The sequence below is a fragment of the Acholeplasma laidlawii PG-8A genome (genome assembly GCF_000018785.1).
Taxonomy (GTDB): Bacteria; Bacillota_I; Bacilli_A; order Acholeplasmatales; family Acholeplasmataceae; genus Acholeplasma; species Acholeplasma laidlawii.
In genome coordinates this window covers 857,814-876,202 of record NC_010163.1, presented here as the reverse complement: position 1 = coordinate 876,202, position 18,389 = coordinate 857,814, and the positions used below count along the sequence as shown (strand labels likewise).

General features: G+C 31.6%; 20 protein-coding genes and 1 riboswitch. Of the genes, 14 read left to right on the top strand and 6 right to left on the bottom strand.

Features of this window, described 5'->3' with window-relative positions; all coding sequences use genetic code 11:
* The first annotated feature begins 76 nt into the window (after positions 1-76).
* From infC to ACL_RS04145, 6 genes are all read left to right on the top strand, one after another.
* The gene (infC, locus tag ACL_RS04170; RefSeq protein WP_012242788.1) at positions 77-616 is read left to right on the top strand and encodes a translation initiation factor IF-3; all 540 of its coding nucleotides are present in this window, start codon (positions 77-79) and stop codon (positions 614-616) included.
* A gap of 4 nt (positions 617-620) precedes the next feature.
* Positions 621-821 carry a 50S ribosomal protein L35 gene (gene rpmI / locus ACL_RS04165; RefSeq protein WP_012242787.1) on the top strand — a complete coding sequence of 67 codons (201 nt, stop codon included), beginning with the start codon at positions 621-623 and terminating at the stop codon, positions 819-821.
* 14 nt (positions 822-835) lie between these two features.
* Positions 836-1,216: a 50S ribosomal protein L20 gene (gene rplT, locus ACL_RS04160; protein WP_012242786.1), complete on the top strand. Its 381-nt coding sequence runs from the start codon at positions 836-838 to the stop codon at positions 1,214-1,216.
* A gap of 161 nt (positions 1,217-1,377) precedes the next feature.
* A complete protein-coding gene (locus ACL_RS04155; protein ID WP_012242785.1) occupies positions 1,378-2,853 on the top strand; it encodes a hypothetical protein in 1,476 nt (491 codons plus the stop codon).
* Complete coding sequence (locus ACL_RS04150) at positions 2,850-3,710, top strand: UTP--glucose-1-phosphate uridylyltransferase (protein ID WP_012242784.1); 861 nt, start codon at positions 2,850-2,852, stop codon at positions 3,708-3,710. Before ACL_RS04155 ends, ACL_RS04150 begins: the two co-directional genes overlap by 4 nt.
* Positions 3,711-3,953: 243 nt before the next feature.
* On the top strand, positions 3,954-4,991 hold the full coding sequence (locus tag ACL_RS04145) for a M42 family metallopeptidase (protein WP_012242783.1): 1,038 nt from the start codon (positions 3,954-3,956) through the stop codon (positions 4,989-4,991).
* Positions 4,992-5,036: 45 nt separating this feature from the next.
* Here ACL_RS04145 and ACL_RS04140 read toward each other — a convergent pair whose 3' ends face one another.
* The 3 genes from ACL_RS04140 to ACL_RS04130 are packed head-to-tail and all read right to left on the bottom strand — an operon-like array spanning position 5,037 to position 6,796.
* The gene (locus ACL_RS04140) at positions 5,037-5,960 is read right to left on the bottom strand and encodes an SPFH domain-containing protein (RefSeq protein WP_012242782.1); all 924 of its coding nucleotides are present in this window, start codon (positions 5,958-5,960) and stop codon (positions 5,037-5,039) included.
* A gap of 1 nt (position 5,961) precedes the next feature.
* Entirely contained in the window at positions 5,962-6,420 is a 459-nt protein-coding gene (locus ACL_RS04135; protein ID WP_012242781.1) for an NfeD family protein, read from the bottom strand.
* Position 6,421: 1 nt separating this feature from the next.
* Positions 6,422-6,796 carry a hypothetical protein gene (locus ACL_RS04130; protein ID WP_012242780.1) on the bottom strand — a complete coding sequence of 125 codons (375 nt, stop codon included), beginning with the start codon at positions 6,794-6,796 and terminating at the stop codon, positions 6,422-6,424.
* A 137-nt stretch (positions 6,797-6,933) separates the two neighbouring features.
* A riboswitch (TPP riboswitch) is annotated at positions 6,934-7,041 on the top strand.
* A gap of 57 nt (positions 7,042-7,098) precedes the next feature.
* On the opposite strand from ACL_RS04130, the gene ACL_RS04125 reads away from it, so the two are divergent.
* Complete coding sequence (locus ACL_RS04125) at positions 7,099-7,725, top strand: energy-coupled thiamine transporter ThiT (RefSeq protein ID WP_012242779.1); 627 nt, start codon at positions 7,099-7,101, stop codon at positions 7,723-7,725.
* Here ACL_RS04125 and recU read toward each other — a convergent pair.
* Positions 7,717-8,280: a Holliday junction resolvase RecU gene (gene recU, locus ACL_RS04120; protein WP_012242778.1), complete on the bottom strand. Its 564-nt coding sequence runs from the start codon at positions 8,278-8,280 to the stop codon at positions 7,717-7,719. The genes ACL_RS04125 and recU overlap by 9 nt on opposite strands.
* A 147-nt stretch (positions 8,281-8,427) precedes the next feature.
* On the opposite strand from recU, the gene ACL_RS04115 reads away from it, so the two are divergent.
* Positions 8,428-10,116, top strand: a complete 1,689-nt coding sequence (locus tag ACL_RS04115; RefSeq protein ID WP_012242777.1) for a ribonuclease J — start codon at positions 8,428-8,430, stop codon at positions 10,114-10,116.
* 10 nt (positions 10,117-10,126) lie between these two features.
* On the opposite strand, the gene ACL_RS04110 is transcribed toward ACL_RS04115, so the two are convergent.
* Both ACL_RS04110 and ACL_RS04105 read right to left on the bottom strand, forming a co-directional pair.
* Positions 10,127-10,648 carry a type 1 glutamine amidotransferase domain-containing protein gene (locus ACL_RS04110; protein ID WP_012242776.1) on the bottom strand — a complete coding sequence of 174 codons (522 nt, stop codon included), beginning with the start codon at positions 10,646-10,648 and terminating at the stop codon, positions 10,127-10,129.
* A 5-nt stretch (positions 10,649-10,653) separates the two neighbouring features.
* Positions 10,654-11,892, bottom strand: a complete 1,239-nt coding sequence (locus tag ACL_RS04105; protein WP_012242775.1) for a replication-associated recombination protein A — start codon at positions 11,890-11,892, stop codon at positions 10,654-10,656.
* A 196-nt stretch (positions 11,893-12,088) separates the two neighbouring features.
* Between ACL_RS04105 and ACL_RS04100 the strand changes: the two genes are divergently transcribed.
* The 6 genes from ACL_RS04100 to hisS all read left to right on the top strand — a co-directional run bounded on the left by ACL_RS04100 (position 12,089) and on the right by hisS (position 18,387).
* A complete protein-coding gene (locus ACL_RS04100) occupies positions 12,089-12,601 on the top strand; it encodes an adenine phosphoribosyltransferase (RefSeq protein WP_012242774.1) in 513 nt (170 codons plus the stop codon).
* 19 nt (positions 12,602-12,620) lie between these two features.
* Positions 12,621-14,795 (top strand): RelA/SpoT family protein, encoded by a 2,175-nt coding sequence (locus ACL_RS04095; RefSeq protein WP_012242773.1) that lies wholly within the window; start codon positions 12,621-12,623, stop codon positions 14,793-14,795.
* A 2-nt stretch (positions 14,796-14,797) separates the two neighbouring features.
* A complete protein-coding gene (gene dtd / locus ACL_RS04090; protein WP_202943274.1) occupies positions 14,798-15,235 on the top strand; it encodes a D-aminoacyl-tRNA deacylase in 438 nt (145 codons plus the stop codon).
* A gap of 3 nt (positions 15,236-15,238) precedes the next feature.
* Positions 15,239-16,306: an AI-2E family transporter gene (locus tag ACL_RS04085; RefSeq protein ID WP_012242771.1), complete on the top strand. Its 1,068-nt coding sequence runs from the start codon at positions 15,239-15,241 to the stop codon at positions 16,304-16,306.
* A 273-nt stretch (positions 16,307-16,579) separates the two neighbouring features.
* Complete coding sequence (locus tag ACL_RS04080; protein WP_012242770.1) at positions 16,580-17,128, top strand: GNAT family N-acetyltransferase; 549 nt, start codon at positions 16,580-16,582, stop codon at positions 17,126-17,128.
* Complete coding sequence (gene hisS, locus ACL_RS04075) at positions 17,125-18,387, top strand: histidine--tRNA ligase (RefSeq protein WP_012242769.1); 1,263 nt, start codon at positions 17,125-17,127, stop codon at positions 18,385-18,387. The genes ACL_RS04080 and hisS overlap by 4 nt, the downstream gene beginning before the upstream one ends.
* The last annotated feature ends 2 nt before the right edge of the window (positions 18,388-18,389 follow it).

Sequence of the window (18,389 nt, the reverse complement as noted above, 5' to 3'; positions counted from 1 at the left end):
CATATATACGCGCTTTTTCATTATTTTACCAAAGCATAAAAATCGAAGGGAGTGGTTAAATATTAGACCACAAAAAATGGGCTTCAAACCCAAACAAAACTCAGACTTAGTAAATGAGACATTGCCAAACGGACAATTCTTAATTATTGATGAAGAAGGTCAAAGACTTGGAACGTTTGATCGTAGACAAGCATTAGAGATTGCAAGAGAAAGAGATATCGACATTTTAGTTGTATCACCTGAAAATGCAAAGCCAATGGTTGCAAAACTATTAGATTATTCAAAACATCGTTATGACCAACAAAAGAAGCTTAAAGAAATGAAGAAAAATCAACAAATCGTTAAGCTAAAAGAAATCAAGTTATCACCTACAATTGATAAACATGACTTTGACACCAAATTAAGAAATGCTCAAAAGTTTATTAATGGTGGTGACAAATTAAAAGTATCATTACGTTTTAGAGGACGTATGATTACTCACAAGGACATCGGATTCGAGCAAGTTAACAAATTTGTTGAATTACTACAAGGTGTTGTTGTAGAATCACAACCTAAACTAGAAGGTATGCAGATTATAGCAATTATTGCACCTGCAAAGAAAGATGAAAGAGGATAATACCATGCCAAAGCAAAAAACACATAGTGGATTAAAAAAACGTATCAAAATCACTGCTACTGGTAAATTAATGCGTCATCAAGCGTATTCAAACCACTTAGCAGCATCTAAAACTACAAAACAAAATAGACAATTAAGCGCAGAAACAACTGTACATGCTACAGATGCTAAAAGAATCAAACGTTTAATTGCTAACATGAAATAAGGAGGAACTAGAAAATGGCTAGAGTAAAAAACACACCAGTAACTAGAAGAAGACGTAAGAAAATATTAAAATTAGCTAAAGGTTATTTTGGTTCCAAATCAACATTATACCGTACAGCACACGAACAAGTAATGCGTGCATTACAGTATGCTTACAGAGATAGAAAACAAAACAAGAGAAACTTTAGAAGATTATGGATTTCAAGAATTAATGCAGGAGCTGTCCAAAACGGATTTAAATACTCTAAATTAATTCACGGTTTATCACTTGCTAATGTACAATTAAACAGAAAAGTTTTAGCAGATTTAGCAATTTCAGAACCAACAGTATTTGCTTCATATGTTGAATTAGCAAAAGATGCAATCGCTAATCCAGCTAAATATCAAGTAAAATAATCAATTTTTTTTACAATTGACTTAAGAGACATAATAAATATGTCTCTTTTATTTTTAGTTCTTTAAATATTTGCTATTTAACTTATAGTTACCTGGGCAATTTATAGTCAAAGTTTGATATAATAGAAGATAGGAAAGTAAACGTATAAAGGGCGATTAAGATGAAAAGAAGATTGTTAATTAGTTTAATATTAATTTTAATGTTATTGATCTCATTCATGCTTGTTTTTCCATTGATGGAGTTAGATTATTCTTTAATATATACTGTATTTGCAACCATAAGCATTGTCCTACTTTCTGTATACTTATTTAGTGGTACCGCCAAGTTCATAGTAATGTTAATTTACTCATTAGTCATTATATTGGGTTTAATCATTTTACCAGACTATGAGCAAGCTATTATTGCTGTTGGTTCACTTATGATTATATTAAACCCATTATCAAACTTTGAAACACATCTAGAAGCAAAACTTATACCGACAGACACAGCACCTTTAAGTATTTCAATACGTGGTAAATATTGGCCGTTTTATGCATATCGCCAAGAAATGAAAAACTATGTTAGATTACCTCAAACTAAAAAGTTATTTACTAAGAGTTGGTATTTAAAAACTAGACAATTAATTACAATTCTATTCTTATTTACTGCAATATTCTTGTTTATTAATGAATTGAAGAATATCTATATTGATCTAAGTAACTATAATCCCTTACAAGTCTTTACTTTCTATGGTGTAACATCCTTATTCGTCCTGACCTTTATACTCTATAAAAATGGCTTTAGAGCGATGTTTAGAGCAGCTATAATGTTTATATTCTTACCGGTTATATTTGCAGCATGGATACTTCCTATATCCTTTCTATCACAAGTTATCTTTACAGTAATCATTTCACTACTTGGTATTACAGATATTGTCTATGAAAAATATTTATCACTAAACCGAGTGGCATATAGTGCCTATAAATATTATGATCCAGATGATCAACGACATGTCTATGCCAATGAGTTTTATGAGCCACTTGTTTATAATGAAACGTATAATATCGTAGGTATTTATAAATTCAAAACTCATGTAGATGAATTTCATAAACATCTAAACGATATACTGTTTTATGCCAATAGAAAACACTTTATGATTACTGCATATACCTTCAATGGTAAGGAAATGAATGTATATACTGAGTTTTATCATAAACATGCCAAGCGTGCTCAAAATTTTAAAAACTATTTAGAAAATATACTACACACAAATATTGAAGAACAAATTGTATATGATAAATACAAACAAATTTATGAGAAAACTTTCTTTCATAAAACAGAGTATATTGTTGCAAGAGCATTATCGCTTGCCAATTTATTAAAAGAATTACAAGTAACCAAGAGAGAGTTAATTATATCGATTATATTCTCATTTAAAAATAAAGAAGATATCTTGAAATTATCAAAGCATTATTATGTAGCTCGTATGGAAGAGTTAGATGATTCGGATTATTTAGCAGCTAGAGTATCTATTAAAACACCAAACTCTAATTTTGCTATTGAACAAAAGATAAGAGACATTTTATTAAACGCAATGATTTATCAAGCAACATACGTTAGAATATTAGTATATTACGAAGGGGAGAAACAAAGATGATTAAAAAAGCAGTAGTACCCGCAGCAGGCTGGGGGACAAGGTTTTTACCAATAACTAAAGCAGTTCCAAAAGAAATGCTACCAATTATTGATAAACCAGCATTAAGTTATATTATTGAAGAGGCGGTTGCATCAGGTATAGAAGAAATATTAATTATTATTTCATCCAATAAAGGGGCAATACAATCTTACTTTGAACATAATGTTGAGTTAGAACAATTCTTAAAAGAAAAAAATAAACTTGATGATATTAAACTCATCAAAAATACAAGTTATGGTGCAAAAATATTTTACACAACACAAGAAGAACAACTAGGTTTAGGTCATGCAGTCTTACAAGCAGAAAAATTCATTAATGGTGAACCGTTTGCAGTGTTACTTGGAGATGATGTGTATGTATCAGAAGAAAAACCTGCACTTTTACAACTAATTGATGCTTATAATGATAAGAAATCCAGTATTTTAGGTACCATGGAAGTTCCACTAGAAGACACCAAATTATATGGTATTTGTATACCTAAAAAAGATAGTGTCAAACCAATTGTTGAACTAGAAGGTGTTGTTGAAAAACCTAAATCAAATCCACCATCACACTCAGCAATTTCTGGTAGATATGTACTTACTCCAAAAATCTTTCAATTACTAAAAGATCAAAAAAGAGGTGCTGGTAATGAGATTCAATTAACCGACTCCATCTTAAGATTAATGGACTATGAGAAAGTATTTTCATTTGACATGATTGGTAAAAGATATGATATTGGATCAAAGATTGGTTATATTGAAGCTATCATTGATTTTGGTTTAAAACGCGATGACTTGAAAAAGGATTTGAATGAAATCTTAAGCAAAAAGATTTAGAACGTGGAAACCATTTTCATTGACAAATATAAAAAAATGATGTAAATTAAAGGTGCCTAGGAAGTACCCGTGGAACCCAAACATATCTTTTAGGGAGTTAAACCATACTGGAGTTGAAGGCCAAATTATCACTTGGAATCCCAACGTATGTGTATAGGAAATTCCCACTTAAAAATAAGAGATTCCAACACCTTCCTAGGTTTTTATTTTATTCTCATAAAACAGTTTAGAATGGACATATAAATGAAAAAAGACATCGAAAAATTAAATAAATTAACGCAATTACATGCAATTGCATCCAATGAAGTTGAAGTAACTAGTTACTTAAAATCTTCACTAAAAGGTCAAATAACGAAAGATAGACTTGGCTCTGTTGTCGCATCAACTGGTGAAGGCGGACAAGTTTTAATCACTGCACCTATAGATGAAGTGGGCATGATTGTTACTCAAGTAACCAAACAAGGTCTACTTAAATTTCAAAATGTTGGCTATATGCATGCTAAGAACTCATTAAACCAATTATTTTTAGTTACAACCAAAGATAAAACATTTTTAGCTACATTAATTGGTAAGCCTTTAACCTATCAAGCAGGTGATGAACTACCTAGAGTAGAAGACTTTAAAACACTTTATTTAGATGCTGGTTTTAAATCGGATAAAGAAGCATTTGATAAAGGTATTCAAATCGGTGATATGGTTACGCGTTATGCTGAATTTAAGTCACTAGAAAATGACCGTTTTATTTCAAAAGCTTTAGATACGAGATCATCTGTTTATGTATTAAGTGAACTTTTAGAAGAAGTAGAAAACTTAAAAGTAGCACTTAATGCTGCATTTACTGTTCAACACAAGATGAACATGAAAGGTGCTAAAACAGCAAGTTACATGGTAGAACCTGATATAGCTATCAGTTTAGATACCATGGATAGTACAGATCACACGATGCCTGATTTTATTAAATTAGGGGGTGGACCGGTAATTAGTTTTTATGATCAAGGCTTAATTGCTCATCCAAGACTAAGAAATTATGTACTTAACTTGTGCAAACTACATAAAATACCTTATCAAGAAGCACACCAACAATCAGTTTTAAGTGAAGGTCATTATCTTCAACTATCAAAATTAGGTGCTGCAACATTATCCATTGGTATACCAATCAAAAATAAACACTCACATCACCAAATGATAGACTATTCTGATTTAGTTCATACTAAAAAGTTACTCAAACTATTTGTTGAATCCTTAAATGATAAAGTCATAGAAGAGATATTATATACATAATAAAAGGTACTGTTCACTTTGAACAGTACCTTATTTATTTACCACTTATTTTTTAGTTGGTTCTTTACCTGATTGAACAACTTCAGTTAATGCAGTCACTGTACCAGCTAAATCGGCTAAATTAGATGGAACTACAATCTTTGTAGCTTGACCTTCAGCAAGTTTAGCAAGTGCTTCATAAGCCTTAATTTGTAGTACAGCTGCATCTGGTGCAGCTTCTTTAATTAACTTAATACCTAATGCTTCAGCTTCTTTTAATTGACGAATAGATTCTGCTTGAGCTTCCGCGTTTAAAATCACTTGTTGTTTATCCGCTTGAGCTTTTAAAATAATCGATTCATTAATACCTTCAGCTTCTAAAATCTTAGCACGTTTTTCACCCTCAGCAATTAAAATGGTTTGACGTCTTTCACGTTCAGCACGCATTTGCTTTTCCATAGAGTCTCTAATGTCTTTAGGTGGCATAATGTTTTTAACTTCAACACGGTTTACTTTAATACCCCATTTATCAGTAGCATCATCTAAGATGTGGCGCATCTTGGTGTTGATAATATCTCTTGAGGTTAAAGAAGTATCAAGTTCTAAATCCCCTAAGATGTTACGAAGTGTTGTAGCAGATAATGCTTCAATCGCTAGTATTGGGTTTTCAACACCATAAGCATAAAGTTTTGGATCTGTAACTTGATAAAATACGATCGTATCGATTTGCATTGTAACGTTATCTTTAGTGATTACTGCTTGTGGATCAAAGTCTTTAACTTGTTCTTTAAGTGATACCACAGATACCACTCTATCTACAAATGGAAAAAGCCAGTGAATACCAACGCCCCATGTTGTGTGATAAGCTCCTAAACGTTCTACAACGTACTTTTTAGTTTGTGTAACAATACGCACACCTGATATTACAAGTAATGCAAGTACACCTAGTACAACAACTAATACAATTAATACTACTTGTCCTGGTTCCATATTAATTTAAATCCTCCTTATTAATTTTAGTTACTATAAATTTATTTCCTTCAATTGCAAGAATACGAACAGTAGCTCCTACTTCAATATCTTCTGATGAAATAGCGGTCCAGTTCATATGTTCAAAATCTACTTGACCACGAGTCAAGGGTGAAATCTCTTTGATAACTATTGCTGATTTACCTACATAGGCATCAACATTGGTTGAAACGATATTCTTTTTAAAGTATTTAACTAATGCAGGTCTAGTAAGTATCATAAGAATAAACCCTGTTAAGAAAAATACGATCATTTGAAGTCCGATATTTGTTGGCATAAATATTGAGATAATTAATGTAGGAATAGAAGCAAGCGCAAACCAAATGCTAACAAATTCTACAGTCATAAACTCAATAATAATCGTAGTAACAAATACTAACAGCCAAAACCATATTGCATATTCAGCTAGAAACTCAATCATGTTATAATACCTCCTTTAATCGAACTTCTAAGATGTTGGAATTTTTATTCCAAACAGCTTTGAATTTCGTCCCCTTTTCTTCAAAAACTAATTCAAATACAGTAGATATTCGACTAATGAATGCTTTATTAGCAATTCTTCCATAAGAAGCATTCACGCTGATGTTATATCTAGTATGTTCGGGGATATCCCCTCTTAACACATCATCTTTTGATAAGGGACGAATTAAGATCACATCTTTATCCTTATCATATCCTAACATTACCTGATTGGCAAACTCAAAGAATTGTACACCGGATTTATTTACTGTTAAGTTTATCGGTGTAATTGTTACTACAATTTCCTTTGGTTCCCCATTAAACCATGTTACACTCATTAAAATCACCTCTCATATCTATATTATAAGGGCAATTATCATAATTGTCAATTAAATTATTAAAAATTATTAAAAATTATTCATAGTTATATTAAGCAAAAATAGAACGAATTATTTTGGTTATGCTATAATGTATATGATCAACTTCGGGGAGTCCACGTAATGGACTGAGAGGACTTTAATCAAGTCGACCCGTTAAACCTGATCTGGGTGATGCCAGCGGAGGGAAAGTTATTATATTTTTTTAACTTTTTATTTCTTTGGCCCCGAAGAAATTTTTTTATTTCCAAGGAGGAAGAAATATGAATCAAAATAGGATTCAGATAAGAAATGTGGTCATCGTATCCACATTATTAGCGATAGCTATCGCACTTGATGTCATAACAGGTTTGATACCTGGACTTAATCTATCGATGCCTTTAGGTGGTAGATTATTTAACATATCATTATTACCAATTATAATGATAGGTATATTTTTAGGGCCGATTTACGGCATTGTAGGGGCAGTTACTTATGGTTTATTTGGATTTTTCTATGATGGTTATGCCTTAAGTTATTTTGCTACAAACTTGAGTGAAGCACTCTTAGTCTTTTTCTTAGACTATATTGTTGCATTTGGTGCGCTTGGGTTAAGTGGATTCTTCAAAAAAGCACTTGACTCACGTATTTGGTTTAGTATCACTACGGTTGTTGTACTATTAATTAGATGGTTATCATCTACAATAGTAGGAGCAATTCTTTGGGCAGCTTATGCATCAGGTAGTGAGTTTACACAAAACTTAATGGATAATGTAAATCAAAATGCATTTATCTATTCAGGTATATATAATATCATCTATACCTTAACCACTGCATTAAGTATCATTATTATTGGTAGTTTAGCACTACCTCAGTTTAAAGAATTAAAACTACAGTTTGGATCAAATTAATTTATTTATAATGCTAAGATAATCAAGACGTGGTTCATAACTAAATGGTATTTGGTGACAATTTTCCTTGAAGAAAGTATAAGGAATTGATTTTCTACCACCTTGTTTTGATGCTTGCCAAAAAGATATGAGATCTTTGAAAAATAAAATGTAATACTCATTATATTGAGACCATCCAATGATTAAAAAAGCAATACCACCATGAGCATCAACATCAGATAAATGATTAACTTGATGCTCATGTACATTGGATAATGGGAAACTTGTTTTAGAATTTGTTTCTTTGGCATCAAAATCAATATAACGTCCTTTATATAAACCATTAAAATCGGTAGTAGAAGGTGTTCTGTAGTAAGCTTCAACAATTTTAGCTTTATTACGAGCAGGATAGCTGACATTAACAACTTGAATAGGCGTAGGTTTTTTATGAATTACAGCAATTTGATGAGATAAATAATACTGATTAGTTAAATCTATATCGGATTCTAAAGTCATTCCAAGGTTAGCGTAATTATTAACATTTTTGATTGGCTTTTTTTTATTTGGGTAGTTCATTTTGCATAATCTCCTATATAAAGTTATTATAAACTAATTAAGATATATTTACATGATAAAGATAAAATTTATGTTTTTTAAGCAGAGTCCGAAAAAATATGATATAATATATTAACTGAAAATCGTTACTGAAAGGAAAAACTATTTGTGAGTGAAATACGCTTTTTCGCTTTAGGTGGATTGGGAGAAAACGGTAAAAATATGTATGTCGTTGATATCGATAGACAATATTTTATTTTGGACGCCGGTCTAAAATATCCGACCCAAGAACTGTATGGCGTTGATGAAATTATACCAAACTATAAGATGTTTATGAACATCAAAGATCGTGTAAAAGGGATATTTTTATCTCATGCACACGAAGATCATATTGGAGCATTACCACACATTTTAAAAGAATTAAATGTGCCTATATATGCTACCCCTTTTACTATGGAGGTCGTAAAAGATTCTTTAAAAGAAAAGAACTTTGACTTAAACCAATTAACATTAAACACAATTGATCAAAACTCAATTATACGTATTGGTAATGTAAAAATTACCTTCTTTTCAACAACCCACTCGATTCCAGAATCAGTAGGGATTGCTCTGCATACGGTTGATGGTGTTATTGTATATACTTCAGATTTTACTTTTGCTCAATACAGCGATCCAAACTATCAAACAGACTTTCCTAAGATTAACGATTTAGCACAAAAAAATGTGATAGCATTATTAGTAGAGTCTTTAGGCTCAACACTAATTCAAGATGGTGGTATTCACAATGCATTAACACATAAAATTAATTCAGTGTATGCAAATGCTGAAGGAAGAATTATTGTTTCTTTATTCTCTTCAGACTTACAAAAAATTCAACGTATTGTAGATATTTCATTAAATCATCATAAGAAAATAGCTATTATAGGTAGACGTGCACAACGTATTGTTGATATAGCGATTGAAAAAGGATATTTAGTAATTCCAAAAGAAGCGCTAGTAAACTTAAAGTTTATTGATGAAAAAAATAAAAATGATGCAAACAATCTAGTGTGCTTAGTTACAGGAAATCGTCATGAACCATTCTATATGTTACAAAGAATGTGTAGAAAACAAGACAGATTAATTCACATTAGTGAAAATGATACTATCTTACTTATGACATCACCTGTACCAGGTACAGAGAAGATGGCAGCACGTACGCTAGATATTTTATATCGAAGTGATGCAAATATTGAAGTTGTAGATAAAAGGTTATTAGCTTCTAATCACGCGACTGCTGAAGAAATTAAGATGATGATTAATTTACTTCGACCTAAATACATTATTCCAACCATTGGTGAATATCGTCATCAATATGGTGTAAAACAACTCGCGTTACAAATGAACTACAAAGAAGATGAGATTTTCTTACTTGATAATGGTGATGCAGTTAATTTAAGTAAGGGTAAAGAACCATTTGTCTCAAAAAATGAAATCAAGACATCTGAAATATTAATTGATGGTACTGCAGTTGGCGATGTGAATGACTTTGTTATGAGAGATAGAGAGTTACTCGCAGCAGATGGTGTGTTACTCATTATTGCAAACATTAATGCAAAACAAAAACAAGTTTTAGGTGAACCTAAGATAGTATCTAAAGGGTTTGTACACTTAAATGAAAATGAATCAATGATTGATGAGATTAGAGCAATCTTTGATAAAGTAACCGATAAACATTTAAAAGGTAAATACATCAATTGGAATGAATATAAACTCCAAATCAGAGATGAAGTATCCAAGTATGTATATCAAACAGCTAGAAGAAGACCGATTACGATACCAGTAATTATATCCACAGAAATGAAAAAAGAAGACTAAGTCTTCTTTTTTATTGTTTTGATAATGCTTCTATGAGTTTAGGTAAGTAATATGGTAAATCTATGGGTCTTCTGGCAGTAACGATATGTTTATCAACTACCACAGGCTTGTCAACCCATGTAGCACCTGCATACATCATATCATCCTTAATACCAGGAGTTGATGTAAGCGTGACACCTTTTAAGATACCTGCACTAGATAAAACCCAACCTGCATGACAAATACTACCAATAATCTTTTTGTGTTCATTTAGATATCTTATAAAATCTAGAACTTTAGGTAGGCGTCTTAAATAATCTGGTGCCCAACCACCCGGGATGATGATACCATCATATTTGGTGATATCTACTTCATCAAAAGATAAATCACTGACTGTAGATAAACCATATTTTCCTTTATAGGTTTGTCCTTTGATTTCCGATGCAATATCCACGGTTGCACCTGCCTCTTTAAGTCTAATGAGTGGATAATGAAACTCTAAATCATCATAATCATTTGAAACAATTGTAAGTATATGTTTATTTTTTAACATAAGAATTATCCTTTCCTTTTATACCCTTTGATACTATCAATGAGTTTTAAGCGATCTTTTAGTGCTTTTTCGTAAGCACTTTCATCTTTAGGTACATAATACGTTTTATCCAGCAAGTTATCAGGTAAGTGTGTTTGACTATTTAATGAACCTGGATCGTTATGTGGGTATTTGTAGCTATCTGGATGTTGTTTAATATATTTGTTATCAATATGTTTTGGTATCGGTCCTGCTAAACCATTTTGGAAATCTTCCATAGCCTTATCAAGTGCACTATAAGCAGTGTTAGATTTAGGAGATAATGCCATGTCGACAACGATGACAGATAAAGGGATTCTTGCCTCAGGTAATCCTGTCATTTTAGCAGCTTGAATGGCTGCTAAAACCTTTTGACCCATCGTAGGGTTTGCTAGTCCGATATCTTCATATGCAATCACAATCAATCTTCTAAAAATAATTTCTAAATCACCTAGTGTTAATAATCTTGCAAGATAGTGAATTGAGGCATCTACATCAGAACCTCGAATAGATTTTTGAAGTGCACTTAGCATTTCAAAATAGTGGTTTTCATGATCATCTAAGGATAGTTGAGGTTTACCAGCAAGTTTTCTTATGATGTTAGAAGTAATTTTTTGTCCGTCATCAACCACTAATGAGGCACTTTCAAGTAAATTAAGAGCTGAACGAATTTCAGAATTAGATGCTCTAATGATTGCTGCAAGTGCATCATCTGTCAGGTGTATATCATGATCTAAATATTGAATTGCATTGAGTATAGCTGCTTCAATATCTTTATCACTAAGTGCTTTAATTTCATATAAATGACAACGACTACGAATCGCCATATTAATACTTTGATATGGGTTAAGTGTTGTTAAACCAATCATAATGGCCTTACCGCTTTCTAAAAATGGTAAAAGGTAGTCTTGAATGTCTGTTTTCATACGATGAATCTCATCCACAATAATAAGTACATCATGATATGCTGTCATGTCTAAAATATCTTTTAATTTAGCTTTGTTGTCAGTTGAAGCATTAAAAAAATAAGTGTCTAACATGGATTTGTCAGAAAAGAGTTTTGCGATTGTCGTTTTACCTGTACCTGGTGGCCCATATAAGATAAAAGATAAGTACTTTTTCTTTTCTATCATTTTGGTTAATACGCCATGTTTACTTAGTAAATGGTCTTGTCCATATACTTCATCAAAATTTTTAGGTCGCATGCGACTTGCTAGTGGTTCCATGATTGATCCTCCTGATTTATTATATCATGTTTGGTACTTGAAAATAGTTGTTATGTAATTTCGTGAGGGTTATCACATATAGGTTAAATACTGTGACCAATGGTCTTAAAATCTTGTAAAATAGCGCTAAATAACATATAATATTATGTAGATTAATTTTAGTTTAGTCTAACAATTTAAAAAGGGATGTATAATGATGGATTTAAAAGCACATATTGCAGCAGTAAAAGATTTTCCTAAAGAAGGTATCCTATTTAGAGATATTACACCTCTGATGTTAGATGGTAAAGCATTTAAGTATGCATCTGATCAATTTACCGAGTTTGCAAGATCAAAAAAAGCAGATTTAATCGTAGGTCCTGAAGCAAGAGGATTTATTTTTGGTTGTCCTGTAGCAGTTAATTTAGGTGTTGGATTTGCACCAGTTAGAAAACCTGGTAAATTACCTAGAGCATCAGTTACAGTGAGTTACGATTTAGAATATGGCTCTAACTCATTATCTTTACATGAAGATGCAGTAAAACCTGGACAAAGAGTTGTTATTATTGACGATTTATTGGCAACAGGTGGTACAATGCAAGCAACAGTAGAATTGGTTGAAAAATTAGGTGGTATTGTTGTAGGTCTTGCGTTCTTAATCGAGTTGGATGATTTAGAAGGAAGAAAATTACTTAAAAATTACGATGTAAAGACACTTATTAACTACTAAATGAAAAGGATGTGATTATATGATGAACGATGCACTATATAAAGCATTAATCAAGGATATCTCACACTATATTAAAAGTGAATCAAATATCAATTTAATCACAAAAGCTTATATTGTAGCTAAAGAGAAACATTTAGGTCAAATGCGTAAGAGTGGGGAACCTTATATTACCCACCCTACTGCAGTAGCTAGAATTTTAGCAGAACTAGAAGCTGGTCCACAAACATTAGTAGCAGCACTACTACATGATACGGTAGAAGATACTGATTATACACTTGAAGGTATTGAAAAAGACTTTGGTAAAGATGTTGCATCACTAGTAGATGCTGTTACTAAGTTAAGTAAACTTCAATTCAAAAATTCATTACAAACAGATAATCAACAAAAAATGCTTTTAGCTATGGCTAAAGATATCCGAGTCATCTTAATAAAAATCGCGGATAGACTTCAAAATATGAGAACACTGGATTCTATGGCTCCGGATAGACAAATAGCTATTTCAAAAGAAACTTTAGATATATATGCACCGATTGCTCACAGACTCGGTCTTTTTAGATGGAAAGCAGAATTAGAAGATAGGGCATTACGTTATGTACATCCTGCGATGTACTATAAGGTATCTAATTTAGTCAAAGCTAAAAAAGTAGAACGTGAAAGTAATATTAATAACGTCATTGACTACATTAAAGAATTATTTAAAGAATCTGATTTAACTAATTTTGAAATTAAAGGTAGAATTAAAAATATCTATTCCATCTATAAAAAGATGACTAAAGATATGAGAGATTTTGAAGATATTTATGATCTTTTAGCAGTTCGAATTATCGTTGATAAAGTTGAGACATGTTACCAATCCTTAGGTATTATCCATGCTCACTTTACACCAATCCCTAAAAGATTTAAAGATTATATTGCTGTACCTAAACCAAACCTTTATCAATCACTTCATACAACCGTACTTCATTCAGATGGTACGTTATTTGAGGTTCAAATACGTACAAAAGAGATGGATAAAGTAGCTGAAGATGGTATTGCTGCTCACTGGGCATATAAAGAAAATAAGGTTTATTCCAAAGAAAAAGAACAATTTGAAATGATGTCACGCCTTAAATGGTATGCCGATCTATTGCGTATGACTGAGGATAAAGATGATCAAGGTGAAAACTCAGAAGAGTTTGTTGAAACTGTTAAAACTGATATATTTTCTGCAAACGTCTATGTCTTTACACCTAAAGGTGAAGTCGTTGAAATCCCTAGTGGTGGAACACCGATTGACTTTGCTTATAAAATCCACACTGATGTAGGTCATAAAATGGTTGGTGCAACAGTAAATAACCGTATTGTAACACTAGACTATGAACTTCAAACAGGTGATGTTGTTGCAATTAAGACAAACAAAAATTCATCTGGACCAAGTGAAGATTGGCTTAAAATAGCCAAATCGGCACATGCTAGACATAAGATTAAAGGTTTCATTAATAAGAGTAATTATGAATACACATTAGCAAATGGTAAAGAACTACTTGATAAAGAGTTGTTAATGAATAAAAAAGAAGATGTAATTACTGATGAATGGGTACGTCAAAACTTTGAGAAAATATCCATTACCAATTTACAAGATTTATACCTTGAAATTGGTAAAGGTAATGTATCTACAAAAACAGTTCTTAATAAATTGATGCCTGAAATATCAAAAGAACAATTGATTCAGCGTCAAATAGAACGTACACAAAGACAATTAACAGCAACATCAGATACGGGTGTAATTATAGAAGGTTTAACAACACCACAAATAAAACTTGCTAACTGTTGTACACCAATCCCGGGTGATTCTATCTCTGGTTATGTTACAAAGGGTAGCGGTATTGTTGTCCATGCACAACACTGTATCAACTTACAACAATATGATAAAAACCGATTAATTCCAGCATATTGGGGTACAAATATTAATAGAAAATATGCAACTTGGATCAAAATTAAAGGTACAACGAGAAATGGTTTATTAACTGAAATTATTCAGACTGCAAATTCAAGTGGTATAGCAATTGCTGAAGTTTCTGCAATTACTAGTCATGAACTTGAAAGCATTATTAAATTAAAAGTGACTTTAAAAGAAAAAAGAGAACTTGATTTATTAATCCTAAACATTCAAAAAGTACCTCAAGTATATTATGTAGAGCGTGAAATTATATGAGAATGTTAGTTACAAAAGTATCTAAAGCAACACTGACGGTAGAAGACAAATTAATTTCTTCAATTAAAGAGGGTTATGTCGTCTATTTTGGTGTCAAAGACACCGATACAGAAGCTTTAGTGGATAAATGTTTAACAAAGTTATCAAATTTACGTATTTATCATGATGAAAATGATAAACTAAACTTGAAACTTGACAAAGATAAACAAGAAATATTAGTGGTCTCACAGTTTACTTTATATGGTGATGTCACAAACAATAATCGTCCGAGTTTTACTAAAGCAGCAAAACCTGAATTAGCTGAAGTACTTTATGAATCTTTTGTAGAGAAATTAAGAAAACTAGGTTACAAGGTTCAAACGGGTGTATTTGGTGCACACATGGTCATTGATGCAACTTATATAGGTCCATTTAATTTAATGTATGAAATAGGGGATTAAAACATGAAAAAGGTAAACTTTAAATTAGTAAATATACTATTATTACTCTTAATAATCATACTTGCTATTTTTGTTTTGCCAAACATCTCAGGTTATTTAGGGCAAGCCTTTAGTGCCTTACTTCCATTAATTATTGCATTTACACTTGCATATATCTTAAATCCGTTGATCAATTTATTACAAAAATATAAAATACCTAGATGGCTTGGTATCTTAATTGTATATACAATAGTCACTATATTCTTTGTATATTTAATCTGGGGAGTTTTAAAACCAGCAGTTGACAGTATTGGTAATATTTCAGTCGGTATTGAAAATATTATGATTGAAATCGGTGATATTCTAAATGTAGATACAACCTCCATGTCAAGTTATATCATTGGCTTAGTTGATGAAATTATTATTGAAATTACGAATTTCTTTACAGCAAGCGGTGGTACGGTGGGTCAAGTTTGGAACACAATTATTAGTGGTGCTGTAGTGATTGTCGTAGGTATTATCTTCTTACTTAATTTCCCTAGAATACGTCAACGTATTAAAGAATATTTAACTATAACTGTGAAGCCTAAGACTGTAAGTTTTGTTCGTACTTTAGATAATGAATTAACGAATTATTTAGTTGCTGAAATCATTATTGCAGCGATCCAAGCGCTTGAATATGGTACATTAATGCTCATATTATCCATATTCTTCCCTGAGTTTTTAGTATTTGTACCACTTGTAGCGGCAGTGTTATCTTTAATACCTTATTTTGGTGGATATTTCTCTATCTTATTTACAGCTGTTATTGTTATGACTGTACCAAGTGCTGCATATGGCATGATTGCCATTGGTATATTTATGTTGATATTCCCTCAACTTGATGCGTATGTGATTAATCCTAAAATTTATCAAACAAAACTCAACTTAAACCCAATATCAACCATTGCATTTGTTTTATTAGGTCAAGCTTTCTTTGGCATCATCGGTGCCATACTATCAGTACCGTTCCAAGTTGTATTAGAAGTAACGATGCAATATTATAAAGATAATATCAAAAGTAGTATTAAGAAAATTAATGAACATCTATAAATAGATTGCTAAATATATCATAAAATGATAAAATATATTACAAATTAAATAGGTCGAAGACAAAGAAAAAGTGATGTTTATATCTTTAAAATACAAGCGAGTGATTCACAAACAGGTGAAAGAATCACATGAGATAGAAGTCATGGGACAACTTTAGAGACTAAAAACACATTATGAGGGCCAGTTTATCTGGAACTAAGGTGGCACCGCGAATTATATCATTCGTCCTTAGAATTTTTTAAGGGCGTTTTTTGTTAAAAGGAGAAAGAAACTATGAAACAACCAATCATATATTTTGATAATTACATGTTAAGAGATGTAGAACTCAAAGATGCTAAAGACATGTTTGAGTATGGAAAAGACCTAGAAACGGTTAAGTTTTTAAGTTGGGGACCATACAGTGATGTGACAGAAGCTTACGGCTCAATTAGAGAATTCTTTTTGAAAAGACCCGAAAGAGGATTACCTGTAGGTTATGCAATCGTAGATTTGAAAAACGATAAAATGATTGGAACAATAGACTTTCATACAATGATATCTGAGGGTGTTGTTGAAGTAGGTTTTTGTCTGAATAAGGCTTATTGGAATAAAGGCATTATGTCTAAGTCGCTACAAAAGATACTAGAAGTAGGTTTTTATTACCATGGGTTTAACAAGATAATAATTGGCCATGCAAATGAAAATCTTCAAAGTATGCGTGTCATAGAAAAAAACAACTTCATATTTGAATATGAAGATCATAAGAAATACTACAACCGTTTTACAGGTTTAAATGAACCATCAAAATGGTATTACTTAACAAAGGAGACATTTAAAAAATGAACTATATAAAAGTTAAGGGTACATACGATGTATTACCTACTGAAGCAGAAAATTGGGTTGCTTTAGAATCCTATGTCAGGAAACTATTTAAAACATATAACTATGGTGAAATTAGAACACCGATGATGGAATATTCTAATGTAATTCACCGTGAAACTGAATTGTCTGATATGGTTATCAAAGAAACTTATAACTTTAAAGATAAATCAGATCGTGATTTAACTTTAAGACCAGAAGGTACAGCAGGTGTGATTCGTAGTTATGTTGAAAATAAACTTTATGCTCAAGCTGGTGTGACTAAACTTTATTATATGGGACCTAATTTTAGATATGAACGTCCTCAAAAAGGTCGCTTTAGACAATTTATGCAGTTTGGTTGTGAAGTCTTAGGTTCAAATGAACCAAGTATTGATGCAGAAGTCATTGAACTAGCTTATGAAACAATTTATCGTTTAGGTTTAAAACAAGTAAGTGTTAAACTTAACAGTTTAGGTGATGATGCTTCAAAAGCAAACTACCGCCAAGCACTTATTGATTTTTTAACACCTGTAAAGGATAAATTATCTAAGGATTCTCAAGATAGACTAACTCATAATCCGCTACGTATACTGGATTCTAAGGATACAGCAGACATTGAACTCATTAAAAATGCTCCATTACCATTAGATTACTTAAATGAAACATCAAAGCAACATTTTGATTCAGTACTTGAATTACTAAACCTTATGAATATCCCATACGAAATTGATAGAAAATTAGTCCGTGGACTAGATTACTATGCACATACAGTATTTGAAATTCATGCAACAATTAAAGGATTTGGTGCCCAAAATGCCTTAGGTGGTGGTGGTAGATACCAAAACCTAGTTAAAGAATTAGGTGGACCAGATACACCAGGTATTGGTTATGCCTTTGGTATGGAAAGATTACTTAGTGCACTAGAACAAGAAGGTATTACACTGACTAGTCCTAAACAATTGGATGTCTATTTCATTACATTTGATCAACAAAGTAGAAAAAAGGCAATCCAGTTACAACACATTTTAAGAAGTGAAAACATTTTATCTGATATCGATCACTTAAATAGAGGATTTAAACCTCAACTTAAAGAAGCTTTAAGATATGATTCTAAATTCATCATCATTATTGGTGAAAATGAATTAAATAACAATGTAGTACAATTAAAAAACACCAAAACAGAAGAACAAGTCGAAGTATCCATGGATACCTTACTTGATACACTAAAGGAGCTATTATAATT

Excerpts from the sequence above, each read along its gene's own strand:
- ACL_RS04130 (WP_012242780.1), bottom strand. The coding sequence starts at position 6,796 with ATGAGTGTAACATGGTTTAATGGGGAACCAAAGGAAATTGTAGTAACA.
- ACL_RS04100 (WP_012242774.1), top strand. The coding sequence starts at position 12,089 with ATGGATTTAAAAGCACATATTGCAGCAGTAAAAGATTTTCCTAAAGAA.
- ACL_RS04105 (WP_012242775.1), bottom strand. The coding sequence starts at position 11,892 with ATGGAACCACTAGCAAGTCGCATGCGACCTAAAAATTTTGATGAAGTA.
- infC (WP_012242788.1), top strand. The coding sequence starts at position 77 with ATGGGCTTCAAACCCAAACAAAACTCAGACTTAGTAAATGAGACATTG.
- rpmI (WP_012242787.1), top strand. The coding sequence starts at position 621 with ATGCCAAAGCAAAAAACACATAGTGGATTAAAAAAACGTATCAAAATC.
- ACL_RS04135 (WP_012242781.1), bottom strand. The coding sequence starts at position 6,420 with ATGATTGAGTTTCTAGCTGAATATGCAATATGGTTTTGGCTGTTAGTA.
- hisS (WP_012242769.1), top strand. The coding sequence starts at position 17,125 with ATGAACTATATAAAAGTTAAGGGTACATACGATGTATTACCTACTGAA.
- ACL_RS04095 (WP_012242773.1), top strand. The coding sequence starts at position 12,621 with ATGATGAACGATGCACTATATAAAGCATTAATCAAGGATATCTCACAC.
- ACL_RS04110 (WP_012242776.1), bottom strand. The coding sequence starts at position 10,648 with ATGTTAAAAAATAAACATATACTTACAATTGTTTCAAATGATTATGAT.
- ACL_RS04125 (WP_012242779.1), top strand. The coding sequence starts at position 7,099 with ATGAATCAAAATAGGATTCAGATAAGAAATGTGGTCATCGTATCCACA.
- ACL_RS04140 (WP_012242782.1), bottom strand. The coding sequence starts at position 5,960 with ATGGAACCAGGACAAGTAGTATTAATTGTATTAGTTGTTGTACTAGGT.
- ACL_RS04145 (WP_012242783.1), top strand. The coding sequence starts at position 3,954 with ATGAAAAAAGACATCGAAAAATTAAATAAATTAACGCAATTACATGCA.
- recU (WP_012242778.1), bottom strand. The coding sequence starts at position 8,280 with ATGAACTACCCAAATAAAAAAAAGCCAATCAAAAATGTTAATAATTAC.
- ACL_RS04150 (WP_012242784.1), top strand. The coding sequence starts at position 2,850 with ATGATTAAAAAAGCAGTAGTACCCGCAGCAGGCTGGGGGACAAGGTTT.
- ACL_RS04155 (WP_012242785.1), top strand. The coding sequence starts at position 1,378 with ATGAAAAGAAGATTGTTAATTAGTTTAATATTAATTTTAATGTTATTG.
- ACL_RS04085 (WP_012242771.1), top strand. The coding sequence starts at position 15,239 with ATGAAAAAGGTAAACTTTAAATTAGTAAATATACTATTATTACTCTTA.
- ACL_RS04080 (WP_012242770.1), top strand. The coding sequence starts at position 16,580 with ATGAAACAACCAATCATATATTTTGATAATTACATGTTAAGAGATGTA.
- dtd (WP_202943274.1), top strand. The coding sequence starts at position 14,798 with ATGTTAGTTACAAAAGTATCTAAAGCAACACTGACGGTAGAAGACAAA.
- rplT (WP_012242786.1), top strand. The coding sequence starts at position 836 with ATGGCTAGAGTAAAAAACACACCAGTAACTAGAAGAAGACGTAAGAAA.